This window comes from Variovorax sp. EL159 (genome assembly GCF_900100965.1).
Taxonomy (GTDB): domain Bacteria; phylum Pseudomonadota; class Gammaproteobacteria; order Burkholderiales; family Burkholderiaceae_C; genus Variovorax.
Genome location: NZ_FMUJ01000005.1, coordinates 500999 through 515802, shown reverse-complemented (window position 1 = coordinate 515802; position 14804 = coordinate 500999). Strand labels below are relative to the sequence as shown.

15 protein-coding genes are annotated in these 14804 nt (G+C 67.9%); 3 read left to right on the top strand and 12 right to left on the bottom strand.

Translation table 11 applies throughout. The features are described 5' to 3' along the window. Position 1: 1 nt before the first annotated feature. Positions 2–913, bottom strand: coding sequence for a LysR family transcriptional regulator (locus BLQ28_RS32770; protein ID WP_176801206.1), 912 nt, complete (start codon positions 911–913; stop codon positions 2–4). A 105-nt stretch (positions 914–1018) separates the two neighbouring features. On the opposite strand from BLQ28_RS32770, the gene BLQ28_RS23335 reads away from it, so the two are divergent. Beyond that, positions 1019–2248, top strand: a complete 1230-nt coding sequence (locus BLQ28_RS23335) for an MFS transporter (RefSeq protein ID WP_093245087.1) — start codon at positions 1019–1021, stop codon at positions 2246–2248. 7 nt (positions 2249–2255) lie between these two features. On the opposite strand, the gene BLQ28_RS23330 is transcribed toward BLQ28_RS23335, so the two are convergent. Beyond that, positions 2256–2594 carry a hypothetical protein gene (locus BLQ28_RS23330; RefSeq protein WP_093245085.1) on the bottom strand — a complete coding sequence of 113 codons (339 nt, stop codon included), beginning with the start codon at positions 2592–2594 and terminating at the stop codon, positions 2256–2258. Between the two features lie 187 nt (positions 2595–2781). Here BLQ28_RS23330 and BLQ28_RS23325 point away from each other — a divergent pair, with 187 nt between their 5' ends. Further along, positions 2782–4239: an aminotransferase-like domain-containing protein gene (locus BLQ28_RS23325; protein WP_093245082.1), complete on the top strand. Its 1458-nt coding sequence runs from the start codon at positions 2782–2784 to the stop codon at positions 4237–4239. Between the two features lie 24 nt (positions 4240–4263). On the opposite strand, the gene BLQ28_RS23320 is transcribed toward BLQ28_RS23325, so the two are convergent. From BLQ28_RS23320 to BLQ28_RS23270, 10 genes are all read right to left on the bottom strand, one after another. Next, positions 4264–4710 carry a DUF1877 family protein gene (locus BLQ28_RS23320; RefSeq protein ID WP_093245079.1) on the bottom strand — a complete coding sequence of 149 codons (447 nt, stop codon included), beginning with the start codon at positions 4708–4710 and terminating at the stop codon, positions 4264–4266. Then, positions 4707–5930, bottom strand: a complete 1224-nt coding sequence (locus BLQ28_RS23315) for a tetratricopeptide repeat protein (protein ID WP_093245077.1) — start codon at positions 5928–5930, stop codon at positions 4707–4709. The genes BLQ28_RS23320 and BLQ28_RS23315 overlap by 4 nt, the downstream gene beginning before the upstream one ends. A gap of 37 nt (positions 5931–5967) precedes the next feature. Beyond that, positions 5968–6894, bottom strand: a complete 927-nt coding sequence (locus BLQ28_RS23310; RefSeq protein WP_093245074.1) for an ROK family protein — start codon at positions 6892–6894, stop codon at positions 5968–5970. Between the two features lie 36 nt (positions 6895–6930). After that, positions 6931–7125 (bottom strand): DUF2905 domain-containing protein, encoded by a 195-nt coding sequence (locus BLQ28_RS23305; protein WP_093245072.1) that lies wholly within the window; start codon positions 7123–7125, stop codon positions 6931–6933. Positions 7126–7135: 10 nt separating this feature from the next. Beyond that, positions 7136–7912 carry a histidinol-phosphatase gene (gene hisN / locus BLQ28_RS23300; RefSeq protein WP_093245069.1) on the bottom strand — a complete coding sequence of 259 codons (777 nt, stop codon included), beginning with the start codon at positions 7910–7912 and terminating at the stop codon, positions 7136–7138. Positions 7913–8083: 171 nt separating this feature from the next. Further along, positions 8084–8953: an ABC transporter permease gene (locus BLQ28_RS23295; protein ID WP_093245066.1), complete on the bottom strand. Its 870-nt coding sequence runs from the start codon at positions 8951–8953 to the stop codon at positions 8084–8086. Between the two features lie 121 nt (positions 8954–9074). Further along, positions 9075–9938: an ABC transporter ATP-binding protein gene (locus tag BLQ28_RS23290; protein WP_256327422.1), complete on the bottom strand. Its 864-nt coding sequence runs from the start codon at positions 9936–9938 to the stop codon at positions 9075–9077. Positions 9939–9997: 59 nt separating this feature from the next. After that, positions 9998–11008 carry an ABC transporter substrate-binding protein gene (locus BLQ28_RS23285; RefSeq protein WP_093245061.1) on the bottom strand — a complete coding sequence of 337 codons (1011 nt, stop codon included), beginning with the start codon at positions 11006–11008 and terminating at the stop codon, positions 9998–10000. 35 nt (positions 11009–11043) lie between these two features. After that, complete coding sequence (locus BLQ28_RS23280; protein ID WP_093245059.1) at positions 11044–11940, bottom strand: TauD/TfdA dioxygenase family protein; 897 nt, start codon at positions 11938–11940, stop codon at positions 11044–11046. 943 nt (positions 11941–12883) lie between these two features. Next, complete coding sequence (locus BLQ28_RS23270; RefSeq protein WP_093245056.1) at positions 12884–13996, bottom strand: class I SAM-dependent methyltransferase; 1113 nt, start codon at positions 13994–13996, stop codon at positions 12884–12886. A 24-nt stretch (positions 13997–14020) separates the two neighbouring features. Between BLQ28_RS23270 and BLQ28_RS23265 the strand changes: the two genes are divergently transcribed. Beyond that, entirely contained in the window at positions 14021–14797 is a 777-nt protein-coding gene (locus BLQ28_RS23265; RefSeq protein ID WP_093245054.1) for an SDR family oxidoreductase, read from the top strand. Positions 14798–14804: the final 7 nt, after the last annotated feature.

Genomic DNA, 14804 nt, shown 5'->3' with positions numbered 1-14804 from the left:
CTTACTCCACGCCCTGCCAGCGGCGTGCGTCCCGGAACTCCCGGGCCACGAAGTCGATGAAGACCTTCACGCTCGACGCCACGTGCTTGCGCGCCGGGTACTGCGCGTAGACCGCGAACTCGTGCAGGCGAAGACCCGGGAACAGGCGCACCAGCCGGCCCGAGCGGATGTCGTCCGCCAGCAGGTAGTCGGGCCCGACGCTGATGCCGGCGCCCGCCGCCACGGCCTCGCGCAGGGCCAGGCTGTTGTCGGCCTGCACGCACTTGGGTACCACCACCGTCGAGGCCGTGCCGTCCGCGGCGACGAAGCGCCACTCGCGCGCCGGCCGGCTCTTGCTGTGGACCAGGCAGCGGTGGCTGGCCAGTTCCTGCGGCGTGGCGGGAACGCCGTGCCTGGCCAGGTACTGCGGCGCGGCGTAGGCAAAGTGCCGCACCGGCGCAAGGCGCCGCGACACCAGGCTCGAATCGGCCGGGTCCGAGACGCGGATCGCCACGTCGAAGCCCTGCGCCACCATGTCCACGATGCTGTCGTTCATGCGCAGGGCGATGTCGATGTCGGGATAGCGGCGGCCGAATTCCGCCAGCAGCGGCGCGACGTGCAGCACGCCGAACGCCACGGGCGCGGTGATGCGCAACCGGCCGCTGGGCCGCGCCTGCGACGCTGAAATCTGCAGCTCGGCGGCGGCGATCATCTCGATGCCTGCCCTGGCTGCGTCGAGCATCTGCGCACCGGCTTCGGTCAGGCTGAGCTTGCGGGTGCTCCGGTGCAGCAGCCGCGCGCCAAGGTGCTGCTCCAGCCGGCTCACCGCCTGGCTGACGGCGGGCCTGGACAGCTGCAGCAACTCGGCCGCGGCGCTGAAGCTGCCGCACTCGGCCACGCGAACGAACACGGCGACTTCGGGGAGATGCTTCATCACCCGATTGGAGCATCGGGGCAAACAATGTGTTTGCGCCCATGTCTTTTTCCCGCGGGGTGTGGCGGGCACGATGACAGCCATCCCCACTCGCGAAAGACCGACATGCCATCCACGATCCGCGCCGCCGCCGCCAGTTGCGAAGCACCGCGCAGCCAGGCCACCGGATTGACGCTGCTGTTCGCGATGGCCGTGGGCATCGTGGTGCTGAGCCTTTATGCATCGCAGTCTCTGATACCGGCCATCGGCCATTCGCTCGGCCTGCAGCCCGGCACGTCGGGACTGGTCACCACGCTGACGCTGCTGGGCTATGCCGCCGGCCTGTTCTTTCTGGTGCCGTTGACCGATGTGGTGGAAAACAAGGCGCTCATCATCGGCACGCTGGCGACCGACGTGGCCGCGCTCGCGGCGGTGGCCCTGACCACGAACACGCCGCTCTTTCTGCTGGCCTGCTTCGTGTCCGGCGTGACCGCGAGCGCGATCCAGATGCTGGTGCCGGTGGCCGCCGCGCTGACACCCGAAGCACAACGCGGCCGGGTGGTCGGCAATGTCATGAGCGGGCTGATGCTCGGCATCCTGCTGTCGCGCCCCGTGGCCAGCCTCACGGCCGAAGTGGCGGGCTGGCGATGGTTCTATGGCGGCCTCGCGCTTGTCGTGGCGGTGCTTGCGCTGGTGCTCGCGCGTCGGATTCCGCTTCGCCGCCCGATGGGCACGGTGACCTATCCACGGCTGATCTTCTCGATGTGGACCCTGCTGCGGCAGGAGCCGGTGGTGCGCCAGCGCGCGCTTTCGCAGGCGCTGTGCATGGCGGCGTTCAGCATGTTCTGGACGGCCGTTGCGCTGCGCCTGTCGCAACAGCCTTTCGGCCTGGGCAACACCGGCATCGCGGTGTTCGCGCTGGCCGGTGCGGGCGGGGCCATCGTCGCGCCCATCGCAGGCCGTGCGGGCGACCGGGGCTGGACGCGCCAGGCCACGCTGCTCGCGCATGCGGCCGTGATCGGGGCTCTTGCGCTGGCCTGGCTGGCCGGGGAAGACAGTTTCTGGCGGCCGGAAGCATCGCTGGCCGCACTGGGGCTGGCCGGCCTGCTCCTCGACATGGGCGTGATCGCGGACCAGACCCTGGGCCGCCGCGCCATCAACCTGCTGCGGCCTGAAGCGCGGGGCCGCCTGAACGGGCTCTTCACCGGTCTCTTCTTTCTGGGAGCCGCCGCTGGCGCCAGCCTGTCGGGCCTGGCATGGGTCGCCGGGGGCTGGCCGGCCGTCTGCGTGGGCGGCGCGGCATTCGGCGCGATCGCCCTGGCGCTGATGGCGCTCGAGCGAACCGCCGCGCCCTGAAGAACCATCAGCCGGTCAGCAGGCGCATGAGCCGCATCACCGGCCGCAGCTCAGGGTCTTGCACCGGGGGCACGTGCGCCTTGTACGGCGCATGGACCCGCAGTTGCACCGGCGCATGCAGTGCAGACACCTCGATCCAGCCGCCGCGCTCCAGGCGGTGCACATCGCCTTCGGTCAGCAGCGTTTCCGACATGAACACGGTCTCGCCGAACCAGCTGGGCGGTGACAGCAGGCGCGCGCGCCCTTCGATCACCTGCAGCCAGGCGCCGGCATCGACGGCGGTGCGCAGCGACTGGCCGGGCTCCAGGGTAAGGGTGGCGGGGGCCGGGGTGACGGTGGCGATCATGGCGGGCCTTGCAGTGAGTGGCTGACAGTGGTGCGAGCCCAAATCGTAGGATTTCGAGCGCCCGGAAAACAGGCACACGCCATGGCTATTGCGACCGGAACAGCCGGGCCGAAAATGCATCTGTTATGGTCTTTTTCCCGGCCAACTGCATCTGTTTTTGATGGCCCGATGCAGGGAACATCAACCCATGGACTCGCTACCGCTCTACCGCCAGCTCTCTGCGCACTACGTCGACGCGATCCACACCGGCTCGCTCAAGCAGGGCGACAAGCTGCCCTCGCTGCGCAGCCTGATGCGGCTGCACGACATCAGCCTGTCGACCGCGCTGCAGGTCTGCCGCGCCATGGAAAGCGACGGCTGGGTCGAGGCGCGCGACCGCTCGGGCTACTTCGTGCGCCGGCCGCAGCGCCTGGCGATCGCGCCGATGGAAGAACCGGTGGCCGACGTGCCGCCCGATCCGGCACAGCTCGTCAGCATGCGCGCGCGCATGGCCAACTTCATGGCGCGCGGCCGGCTCACGGGCGTGAAGCTCAACTTCGCCATCGCCCGGGCCGCGCCCGAGCTGTACCCGGCCGAGGCGCTGCGCAACTCGATGACCCGCGCGCTGCGCCAACGGCCCGAACTGCTGACCACCGCCTCGTCGCAACGGGGCCACGAGCAGTTCCGCGAGGCGCTGGCGCAGCGCAGCCTGCGCGTCGGCATGACGGTGGCGCCCGACGAGGTGCTGGTCACCAACGGCTGCATCGAGGCGCTGAACCTCGCACTGCGCGCGATCGCCAAGCCCGGCGACACGGTGGCCGTGGAGTCGCCCACCTTCTACGGCCTGCTGCAGGTGCTCGAAAGCCTGGGGCTGCGCGCGCTGGAGATTCCGACCAGCCCGCAGACCGGCATTTCCCTCGAGGCGCTCGACCTTGCCATCCACACCTACGACGACATCAGGGCCGTGGTGGTGGTGCCGCACCTGCAGAACCCCATCGGCAGCGTGATGCCCGACGCCCACAAGCAGCGGCTGGTGCACCTGTGCGAAAGCCACGGCATCGCGCTGGTCGAGGACGACACCTACAGCGACCTGGTGGAAAGCGACGCGCCGCTGCGCGCGGCCAAGTCGTGGGACCGCACGGGCAACGTGATCTATTGCGCCTCGATGCACAAGGTGCTGGCACCGGGGCTGCGGCTGGGCTGGATCACCGCGGGGCGCTGGCACGCGCAGGTGGAAATGCTCAAGTACGCGCAGACGCGCAACAACGAAGCGCTGGCGCAGATCGCCGCAGGCGAGTTCATCGCCAGCGGCGGCTACGACCGCCACCTGCGCCGCCTGCGCGAGCGCCTGCACGTGCAGCGCGACCAGACGGCCGATGCCATCGCCAGGTACTTTCCGGCGGGCACGCGGCTGAACCTGCCGCGCGGCGGGCTGCAGCTGTGGGTGGAACTGCCCGAGCAGCGTTCGTCGGTCAGCGTGTTCGACGCGGCCCTGCGCGAGCACATGCTGGTGGCGCCGGGCGCGCAGTTCTCGAACTCGGGGCGCTTCGACAACTACCTGCGCATCAACTGCGGCTGGCCGTACTCGAAGGCGGTCGATGCAGGGTTGCAGCGGCTGGGCGAGATCGTGTCGAAGGTGCGGCCTTCAACGCCGCTGAGCCGATAAGCAGATAGCGCGAGCGCCGCCGGTCTACGCGATGTGGAAGACCACGGCGTCGCGGCGCGCGGCAGCCTCGGCAAAGAAGCGCTGCACGCCGAGCAGAAGGCCCAGAAGCGCCTCGGCGTTTTCCTGCCAGAACGCGGCCCGGTAGAGCTTCGAAAAACTGTCGGGGTCGCTGGCAAAGTCGCGCACCACGGCCTGCACATCGAGTTGCGCGAGGCGCTCGGCGCTTCGCTCCACATGGCTGGCCGTGAGGTAGACGCAACCCATGCCGTCGGTGCCTTCGAGAAACTCGCCGTCCACGGCGGCGGGCAGCAGGGTGCGCACCACGTCCCACGCCTGCTCCACGGTCTGGCGGGCGTGCGGCCCCTCTTCATCGGCTGGCGTGCGCAGAAAGCCCGAGACGCTGGCGGGATCGATCACCAGCCCGCGAAGGCGGTAGCGGTCGATGGCGAAGAAGGCGGCGCCGATGCTCATGCGTTGCGCTCCACGCGCGCGGCATGCGCCATGGCGTCCAGCGTGGCGCTGACCCCATCGACGTTGCGCTGCGCATTGGCGATGTTCTTGAAATGGTCCGGCGCGCAGATCTGGTTGAGCAGCAGCGTGCGCTTGAAATGCACCAGCGCCAGGCGCAGGTCGCCCAGCTCCTGCGCGATCAGGCCGAGGTCGTTGTGCGCGTTGGCGGCCACGGTCGAGATGCCCCTGCAGCTGCGCTCCTGGATGGCGAGGGAACGCTCGTACAAGGGCCTGGCCTTGGCGAAGTCGCGCCGCGCGGCCAGCAGATCCGCGAAGTTGTTCAGCATGTTCGAGTAAAGCTCGGCGTCGCCTTCGCTCCCGGCTTCGCCGCTGCCACTGGCCGCGGCGAGCTTGTCCAGGTGAGTCATCGCCCGGGCATAGCAAAGCTCGGCCTTCTCCGGCTGCCCCGTGGTGGCATGCAGAAACGCGAGGTTGTTGAGCGCGCGAACCACCGCGTCGGTCGAACCGCCCTTCGCCTCGGTGATCGCAAGGGCGATGGTTTTCTTGTACAGGGCTTCGGCCTCGTCGGGCCTGCCGGTCGCGGCGTAGACCAGCGCCAGGGTGTTGGTCGGCCGCAGCCGCCAGCTGTCGGGAAGGCGCAGCTGGCCGATCATGTTCATGCACTCGTCGAGCGCTGCGATGGCCCTGTCGTGGCGCTGCATCTGGCGGCGGATCTCGGCCAGGTTCACGAGGTGCGAAACCACCGCTTCACCAGGGCCGCCGCCCAGCCGGCGGGCCAGCTCGACCGCTTCGGCGCACAGCGCCTCGGCGCGTTGCAGGTCGCCCTGGCGGAAGGCGGCCATGTAGCGCAGCTCCTGGTTCTTGAGTTGCGTCGCGGGTGTCGTGGGCTGATGGCTCGCGACCCGCTGTGCGGACTCGGATTGCGGGATTGCCATGACGTGCTTCGGGACGGGGTGGCCCAGGTCTTTCGCCTCCTCCACGTCCTGCGGCACATCGAGAGACTGCCGGTGCACCCAGTAGATATCGGCCAGCAGCCACAACAGCAAGGCGCCCAGGCAGAGCTTCGCGCCCGGCAGGCTGCTCATCGTGCCCACGAGCAACAGCAGCAACTGCGCCGCGCCGCTGCGGTAGCGCCCCAAGTAAAAACGATGCGCCCCCAGAAAACCGCCCACCACCAGCAGCAGGTATGCCAACGGCTTGCGGCGGGGAGACGCGCTCATGGTGGGCCTGCCAGTGCTTGTGGCGCCTGTCTGTCGTTCAGTCGAGCAGCGCCAGGGCCGCGTAGTCGCCGACCTTCTCGCCGAGGCCCGCGGGCACCAGCTGCACGCCACGCGTAAGCGGCGGCAGCTTGCCGTCGATCTGCGCCTGCAACCGTGGCAGCAGAAAGTCGCGGTGGTGCCAGAACACGCTGCCGCCGAGGCTGATGCGCTGCAGGTCGAGCGTGATGATCAGGTTGTAGAGCATGCGGCCCATCACGCGGCACAGCGCATCGACGATTTCCAGCGCGTGCGGTTCGCCGGCGGACGCGGCCGCGAGCAGGTCGGGTGCGGGTTGCCCGAAGCGGCGGGCCATCGAGTTGCCGGCCACCAGCGCCTCGACGTCGCCGAGGTTGCCGCAGCCGCACAGCGCACCGCTGGTGTCGTCGACCACGAAGCTGTGGCCTGCATGGCCGGCGTTGCCGTTCTTGCCGCGCAGCGCACGGCCGTCCACGCACAGGCCGACACCGACGCCGGTGCTCCAGGTGACGTACGCGCAGTGGTCCAGCCCCTGCAGCGCACCCCAGTGGCGCTCGGCTTCCAGCGCCGCCACCGCGTCGTTCTCCACGCGCACGCGGCCGAAGCGCCGGGCCAGCGGTGCCTCGATCAGGGCCGTCATCCAGGTGTTGGGCAGGCCGCGTGCCGGGCCGGCGATGCCGCCGCAGATGTTGGGCGTGGCCAGTTCGACCATGCCGTCGCGCAGCTCGAAAGGCCCCGCTGACGACACGCCCACGCGGTCGATGGTGGCGGCATCGATGCCCTGCTCGACGCAGACCTCGTCGATCATCCGCATGATCTGCACGGCCACCGCGTCGTTGTCGCCGGTCTTGGCGGTCGGCTCGCTGCGGCGGCCGATCAGCGGCGCGTCGCTCGAAGCGGAAAGGCTCACGGCCACCTTGGTGCCGCCGATGTCTACGCAGGCTCTCATTGCGGGGGTTCTTCTCTCAGGTCTGGGGCGCTGCCGCTACAGCAGGCGCGCGACCAGCGCCGCGATCATGCTGAGCAGCACGGTGCTCGCAATGGGCAGCTGCCAGTCGCGGCCGAAGGCGCGAAACTCGAAATCGCCGGGCAGCCGTCCGAAGCCGAAGCGGCGCAGCCAAGCGGTCAGGCCGCTCATGAGCACCAGGGCAAGGACAACGACGATCAGCCAGCGGAACATGGCCGACAGTCTAGGCCGCGAGAACGGCCATCGCTTGTCGGTGAAGTTCGGGCGTTGCGGCCGCGATCACGCGTCCGTCGGATTTCAGCCCCAACGGCTGGCCCTGCCAGTCGGTGATGACGCCACCCGCCGCCTCGATCAGGCCGGCCGGGCCGAGGTAGTCGTAGGGCTGCAGGCCGGTCTCGACCACCAGGTCGATGGTGCCGCCCGCGAGCTGGGCGTAGCCGTAGCAGTCGCCGCCGAAACGGCGCATCGCGCACTGGCGGCTGAGGCGGTCGAACGCCGTCCAGTCGGCCGGCGCGAAGATATCGGGCGAGGTGGTGACGATGCGGGCCTTGGCCACTTCGGTGCAGTTGCTCACGCGAACCGGCTGGCCGTCGCGCGTGGCGCCCTGGCCGGCCTGGCCGATCCAGCGCTCTTTCAGCACCGGCATGTCGACCATGCCGAGCACCACGCGGCCGCCCTGCAGCACGCCGATCAGCGTGCCCCACAGCGGCGAGCCGGTGATGAAGCTGCGGGTGCCGTCGATCGGGTCGAGCACCCAGACGCGGTCGGCATCGAGCCGCTCGGGGCCGTGTTCTTCGCCATAGATGCCATCGGCCGGCACGCGGGCGCCGAGGATCTGGCGCATGGCGGTCTCGGCCGCGCGGTCGGCCAGCGTGACCGGGCTCTCGTCGGCCTTGGTGATGATGTCGAGCGGCGTGCGGAAATAGTGCATCGACTGCGCGGAGGCGGCATCGGCCAGCGCTTGGGCAATCGGCGAGAGGTCGGGAGTGGAAGAGCTCATGAGAGGGGAAAACACGTGCCAAAACCTGCGATTAGACCCGAGCCGGCGCGGGTTCGACGCGAAAGGGGTGGTGGCCCTGGCGGTGGCATGTGTTGCCGTGGAACGCGAAGCAGGCCGGGGGCCGGGCGGCAGCGGCCGTAGCCACTGCGCGCTCTCCGCCCTTGCGGCTCCCTAGCGCTGCTGGCCCCAGCGCCGCACCGTGAGCCGCTCCAGCGTCTTGAAGCCCAGGCTTTCCACCAGCAGGCCGATCAGCACGACCATCGCGAGCCCCGCGAACACGCGGTCGGTGTAAAGCTCGTTGCGGTTCTGGAAGATGTACCAGCCCAGCCCGCCCTTGCCCGACGAGGCGCCGAACACCAGCTCGGCCGCGATCAGCGTGCGCCAGGCAAAGGCCCAGCCGATCTTCAGCCCCGAAAGAATCGACGGCAGCGCGGCCGGCACCAGGATCTGCAGCACGTAGCGCAAGCCCTTCAGCCCGTAGTTGCGCCCTGCCATGCGCAGCGTCTCGGGCACGCCCTGGAAGCCGGCGTAGGTGTTGAGCGCCAGCGGCCACAGCACCGAATGGAGCAGCACGAACACGAGGCTGCCGCGCCCCAGCCCGAACCACAGCAGCGCGAGCGGCAGCAGTGCGATGGCAGGCAGCGGGTTGAACATCGACGTCAGCGTGTCCAGCAGGTCGCGGCCGATCTGCGTCGACACCGCGAGCGTGGTCAGCGCAAAGGCCAGCAGCACGCCGGCAAGGTAGCCCTGCAGCAGCACTGCCAGCGAGATGCGCACCTTCTCGACCAGCTCGCCACTGGCCAGCCCCTCGACCAGCGCGCGTGCCGTGGCGGTGAAGGTGGGCAGCAGCAGGTCGTTGTCTTGCCAGCGGGCGGCGAGTTCCCACAGCACGGCAATGGCGACGAGGATCAGGCCCTTGCGCAGCCAGGCTTGGGACCAGATGCGCGTGCCGAGCGGCAACGTGCGTTCGACGGGGAGTTCGGTGAACGGTTCGAGCGTGCGCTCGTACTCGGGGCGAATGGGCGGTGTGAGAGTGCTCATGGAGTGTTGCTCCTTCCCCCTCTGGGGGAAGGTTGGGATGGGGGCAGGCGGAGCGGCCGATGGATGTGCCGCGAGCCCCCACCCCAACCCACCCCCTTAAGGGGAGGGAGAAAGACCGGGCTCATGGCGCAACGGCCACTTCAGGCTCTTCTTCGAACAGCATGTCGTGAATGCGCTGCGCGGTGCTTTGAAATTCGGCGCCCCCCAGGCTCGCCAGCGAAAACCCATGGCTGTTGATCTCGGCCCGCATCCGCCCCGGATGCGGCGACAGCAGCGCGATGCGATTGCCCACCACCAGCGCCTCTTCGATCGAATGCGTGACGAAGAGCAGCGTGAAGCGCACCTCGTCCCACAACTCGAGCAGCTCCTGCTGCATCTTGCGACGCGTGAGCGCATCGAGCGCAGCGAAGGGCTCGTCCATCAGCAGCACGCGCGGCTGCATCGCCAGCGCGCGCGCAATTGCCACGCGCTGCTTCATGCCGCCTGAAAGCTGGTGCGGATGCACGTCGGCGAACTTCGAGAGGCCCACCTTGTCCAGGTAGTGCAGCGCGCGTTCAGCCGCTTCCTTCTTGCCGAGCGTGCGCGACGCGAGCAGCGGAAACATCACGTTCTGCTTGACCGTCTTCCACGGCGGCAACTGGTCGAACTCCTGGAACACGACGATGCGATCGGGGCCCGGCTGCGTCACGCGCTGGCCGTCGAGACGGATCTCGCCTTCGACCGGCGGGATGAATCCACCGACCGCCTTCAGCAGCGTGGACTTGCCGCAGCCCGAGGGACCGAGCAGCACGAAGCGGTCGGCGGCATGAACGTCGAAGCTCACGCGGTGCGTGGCACGGACGACGCGTTCGGGGGTGCGGTATTCGAGGCTGACGCCATCCACTTGCAGCAGCGGTGCGTTGGCGTCCTTCTCCCTCACCCGCTGGGGGAGGGCTGGGGTGGGGGCAGACGGCGTCTGCTTGGCCACCGCTCTGCCTGCCCCCATCCCGACCTTCCCCCAAAGGGGGAAGGAGTCAAACCCCGAACGCACCTTCGCCGTGCTCATCAGTTCCCCGAAGCATTCTGCGCATCGTCAAAGAAATAATCCTTCACCGAACCCGGCTTGTTCTTGATCGCCCCCACCCGATGCATGAACTCCGCCAGCGGATAGGTGTTCTGCGGCGTGGTCTTGAACTGCACCTCGGGGTTCTTGATGATCTTCAGCAGCAGCTCGCGGTCGAGCTTCGCGTTGCTCACCTTCAGGTAGATGTCCGCCGCCTTCTCGGGGTTGGCCGTGACGAACTTCGCCGCCTCGTCGAGCGCATCGACGAACGCCTTGTACGTCTTCGGGTTCTCGTTGCGAAATTTCTCGGTGGCGTAAAGCACCGTCGCCGACGACGGCCCGCCCAGCACCTGGTACGAATTGAGCACGATGCGCGCGTTCGGATTGCCAGCCAGTTCCTGCTCCTGGAACGGCGGGTTGCCGAAGTGCCCCGTGATCTCGGTGCCGCCCTTGATGATGGCCGCGGCCGCGTCGGGATGTGGCACCGCCACGCTGATCTTGTCGAGCCGGTTGAACTCCTTGTCGCCCCACAGCTTGGCCGAGGCGAACTGCAGCACGCGCGACTGCACCGACACGCCCACGGCAGGCAGCGCGATGCGGTCCTTGTCGGTGAAGTCCGCGATGGTCTTCACGTTCGGGTTGTTGCTCACCAGGTAGTACGGGAAGTTGCCCAGCGACGCCACGCCCTTCACGTTCTGCTTGCCCTTGGTGCGGTCCCACAGCGTGAGCAGCGGGCCCACGCCGGCGCCCGCGATCTCGATGTTGCCGGAGAGCAGCGCGTCGTTGACGGCCGAACCGCCCGACAGCTTGACCCATTCGACCTTGGCATCGACGCCCGCGGCCTTCGCGTGCTTCTCGATCAGCTTCTGGTCTTGCGCGACGTTGAGCAGCAGGTAGACGATGCCGAACTGCTCGGCGATGCGGATCTGCCCTTCGGCGTGCGCAGCAAGACTGCCGGCGAGAAGGCTGAGGCCGGCGGCCAATGCAGCGGCCTTGCGTGTGAAGCGGTTCATGGAAAGCGGTCCGGAAAAAGAAGGAGAAGAAGGAATCAGAAAGGCGTGTCGCCGACGATGGTGGTGCGGTTGAGGCGGCGGCGCAGGTGGTCTGGCGTGCCGGCCGCCAGATGCATCAGCGAGCGGTTGTCCCAGAACACCAGGTCGTGCGGCGCCCACGTGTGGCGATACACGAACTCGGGCTTGACGCTGTGCGCGAACAGCTCTGCCAGCAGCGCATCGCTTTCGTCCTGCGGCAGACCGACGATGCGCGTCGTGAAATGCTCGCTGACGAACAACGCCTTGCGGCCCGTTTCAGGGTGCGTGCGCACCACCGGCTGCACGGCGGGCGCGACCTGATCGATCTGCGCCTGCGAGAGCTTGGGCCGCCACGGGTTCTTTGCGCGCAGCTCTTCGTACTTGGCAAGGTAGCTGTGCTCGGCCTTGAGCGGCAGGATGCGTTGCTGCAGGTCGGCCGGCAATGATTCCCACGCGAGGTGCTGGTCGGCGAAGAGCGTGTCGCCGCCTTCGCTCGGCAACTCTTGTGCATGCAGCAGCGAACCGAGGCTGGGGTTGGGCTTGTACGAAATGTCGGAATGCCAGTACACGCCTGCATCGCCCAGGCCGATGGGCTCGCCGTTCTCCTTGATGTTGGAGACGATCAGGATTTCGGGGTGGTTCCTGAGCTGGAACTGGTGCAGCACATGGATCTCTAGCGGGCCGAAGCGGCGGCTGAATTCGATGTGCTCAGCGGGGGTGATCTGCTGATTACGGAACACGACCACGTGGTGATCGAGGTGCGCGCGGTGGATGAGCGCGAAGTCTTCGGTGTTGATCGGCTTCGAGATGTCGAGGCCGATGATTTCTGCGCCGACGGGGGCGTTAAAGGGGCGGACTTCGAAATGCTGCGCTGCGGCTTGGGGGGCTTGGGCGTGGGGGGAGACGGCGGTCATGCCGCGAATGTAGGGCGTGAGGGGTGGTTTCTCAACGAACTCTTCGTTGCTAGCTTATGCCTTGCTCTTTGGGCTGGGGGCCTTGTGCTTCTTGCGAAGGGCGGGGGCCGTTTTTTTGCGGATGGCGGAGGCTGGGGCTTTGCGCTTCTTGCGAAGGGCGGAGGCCGGGTCTCGCCCCGGCGGGCGACCTACTTTTCTTTGCTTCGCCAAAGAAACGTAGCCAAAAGAAAGGCGACCCCACTGTCTGCGACCCCTTCGCTGCGCTACGGGGCAACCTGCGGTGCTCACGTTTCGCGGGGTCTCGCCCAAACTCGCTTCGCTCAAACAAGGGCGAGCCCTGATCCGCGAAACGCTCCGCTCCTCGGCGCAGCCAGAGGGGCTTGGATACCACTCGGGCCTTTGCTTCGCTCGGCCACCAAGGCACCGATGACGCTTCGCGTCTGCGGTGCCTTGGGATGGGGACAGTGATCGACGAGCCGTCTTAGCTCCGGCCTTACTTGGCCTTGGCTGTAGCGATCGCTGTCGCCGTGGACCTGTCCACGGCCGAAGCCGAAGCCATTGCCATTGCCATTGCCGATGCCGAGGTCGAGGTCGAGGTCGGAGCAACAACGCCCCCCCGGCTGTTGGTAACTGCGATGCCGAGCGCAGCGAAGGCCCTTGCGGTATCGAAGCCCCTCTGGCTGCGCCGAGGAGCGGAGCGTTTCGCGGATCAGGGCTCGCAGCTGTTTGAGCGAAGCGAGTTCTGCGAGACCCCGCGAAACGCGAGCACCGCAGGTTGCCCCGTAGCGCAGCGAAGGGGTCGCAGACAGCGGGGTCGCCTTTTCTTTGCTTACTTTCTTTTGGCGAAGCAAAAGAAAGTGAGTCGCCCGCCGGGGCGAGACCCGGCCTCGGAACTCAAACAAAGCAGCGATATAGCAAGCAAGCAGGCAGGCAAACAGGCAAGTCACAGCGTATGACTGCGATCCCCCTCACCAAACCCCATCGCCTCCCAAGCCCCCCCCACAGCAAACCCCACCACCTTGAACAACTCCCCCATCTCATGCTCATGAATCAACCGAGCCGCCATCGCCCTCTCGGCAGTAGAGCCCCGCTCCATCCTCCCCAGCAACCCGCAATTCAGCAGAAAGCGCGCCTGGCTCGTATAGCCCAGCACCTCGAACCCCGCGTTCTGCCCCGCCAGCGCAATGCCGGTGAAATCGACATGCGCCGTGATGTCCTTGTAGCCCACGTCCGCCAGCGGATCGCCATCGGCCTGGTGCGCGCGGTGGCACATCACCGTGCCCATGTGGCGCTGCGGGTGGTAGTACTCGCTCTCGGGAAAACCGTAGTCGATGAGAAAAGCCGCGCCCTTGTCGAGCCGGTCCGCCAGCGTCGCAATGAAGGCCTGGGCCTGCGGATGGATTTCGGTCAGGTAGTCGTGTTCGCCGGGCACGTCGACCGGCGGACGCAGGTCGGTCGCGCGATCGGCCCAGGTCCAGCCGTCGCCCTGCGCATTGCGCACCACGCCGCGCTCGAACCACTGCCCCGCAACACGCGCCAGCAGTTGCACCGGCATCGCATCGAGCACCTCGTTGCCGACCACCACGCCCTGCATCGACTCGGGCAGCTCGCCCAACCATTCGACTCGATCCGCATAGCGCACCAGCGCCTGCTGCTGCCGCTCACGCAAGGTGCCCGACAGGTCGACGATCCGATAGCGCACATCGCTGCGCCCCATTTCGTCGAGCGCATGCAGCAGCTGCACCGCCAGCGCGCCGGAGCCCGCGCCGAACTCCCAGACGGTGTCGGTGCCGGTTTTCTCCAGCGCCTCGGCCACCTGGGCTGCGAGCGTCTGGCCGAACATCGGCGTCAGCTCCGGTGCCGTCACGAAGTCGCTGCCCGATGACGGCATGTGGCCGAACTTGGCGGAAGTGTTGGCGTAGTAGCCGAGGCCGGGCGCATACAGGGCGAGTGCCATGAAGCGGTCGAACCCGATCCAGCCGCCGGCGCGCTCGACGGCGCGGGCGATGAGGTGGTCGAGGGCGGTGGGTAAACTGTTTGGCGTCTTTGTCGTCACACCCCCGATTCTCCCTCTCCCCGCATGAGCGCCGCTTTCCCCACCCCGACCCGCCGTACCGTTCTCGTCACCGGCGCTGGCCGACGGCTGGGCCGCGAGATCGCATTGGCACTCGCCGCGGGCGGCTGGCAGGTGGCGGTGCACTACCGCAGCTCGCTGGCGGATGCCCAGCAAACGGTGGCCGACTGCGCAGCGCTCTCGGGCGACTCGGCCCTCTTCGTGGCCGACCTCGAAGACGAACAGGCCACGCGCGCACTGCTGCCCCGCGTGGTCGCCCGCTTTCGCTCTGTCGATGCGGTGGTCCACAGCGCCGCGCTGTTCGAGCACGACGAGGCCGCGAGCTTCAGCTACGCGCTCATGGAGCGCCATGCGCGCAGCAACACCGGCGCGGCCATCCTGCTGGCGCAGGCGCTGCGCGATCACCTGGCGGCACGCGATGCACAGGGCGCGGTGGTCCATCTGCTCGACCAGAAGCTGTGGAACCCGAACCCCGATTTCCTGAGCTACACGCTGTCCAAGGCCGCGCTGGAAGCCGCCACGCCAATGCTGGCGCTGGCGCTGGCGCCGCATGTGCGCGTGGTGGGCGTGGCGCCCGGCCTCACGCTGGCAAGCCACATGCTGGACGACGACAAGTTCGCCCAGCTGCACAAGCTGTCGCCGCTGGGCCGCTCTTCCACCCCGGCCGACGTGGTCGCCACGGTGAAGTTCGCGCTGGAAAACCAATCGATTACCGGCACCACGCTGCTGGTGGACGGCGGCCAGCACCTGATGAAATTCGAGCGCGATTTCTCGCTCATGTGAGCTCCAC

Coding starts and splice junctions, on each gene's coding strand:
- BLQ28_RS23290 (WP_256327422.1), bottom strand. CDS start 9,938: ATGGGGGCAGGCAGAGCGGTGGCCAAGCAGACGCCGTCTGCCCCCACC.
- BLQ28_RS32770 (WP_176801206.1), bottom strand. CDS start 913: ATGAAGCATCTCCCCGAAGTCGCCGTGTTCGTTCGCGTGGCCGAGTGC.
- hisN (WP_093245069.1), bottom strand. CDS start 7,912: ATGAGCTCTTCCACTCCCGACCTCTCGCCGATTGCCCAAGCGCTGGCC.
- BLQ28_RS23325 (WP_093245082.1), top strand. CDS start 2,782: ATGGACTCGCTACCGCTCTACCGCCAGCTCTCTGCGCACTACGTCGAC.
- BLQ28_RS23335 (WP_093245087.1), top strand. CDS start 1,019: ATGCCATCCACGATCCGCGCCGCCGCCGCCAGTTGCGAAGCACCGCGC.
- BLQ28_RS23285 (WP_093245061.1), bottom strand. CDS start 11,008: ATGAACCGCTTCACACGCAAGGCCGCTGCATTGGCCGCCGGCCTCAGC.
- BLQ28_RS23265 (WP_093245054.1), top strand. CDS start 14,021: ATGAGCGCCGCTTTCCCCACCCCGACCCGCCGTACCGTTCTCGTCACC.
- BLQ28_RS23320 (WP_093245079.1), bottom strand. CDS start 4,710: ATGAGCATCGGCGCCGCCTTCTTCGCCATCGACCGCTACCGCCTTCGC.
- BLQ28_RS23295 (WP_093245066.1), bottom strand. CDS start 8,953: ATGAGCACTCTCACACCGCCCATTCGCCCCGAGTACGAGCGCACGCTC.
- BLQ28_RS23310 (WP_093245074.1), bottom strand. CDS start 6,894: ATGAGAGCCTGCGTAGACATCGGCGGCACCAAGGTGGCCGTGAGCCTT.
- BLQ28_RS23280 (WP_093245059.1), bottom strand. CDS start 11,940: ATGACCGCCGTCTCCCCCCACGCCCAAGCCCCCCAAGCCGCAGCGCAG.
- BLQ28_RS23330 (WP_093245085.1), bottom strand. CDS start 2,594: ATGATCGCCACCGTCACCCCGGCCCCCGCCACCCTTACCCTGGAGCCC.
- BLQ28_RS23315 (WP_093245077.1), bottom strand. CDS start 5,930: ATGAGCGCGTCTCCCCGCCGCAAGCCGTTGGCATACCTGCTGCTGGTG.
- BLQ28_RS23305 (WP_093245072.1), bottom strand. CDS start 7,125: ATGTTCCGCTGGCTGATCGTCGTTGTCCTTGCCCTGGTGCTCATGAGC.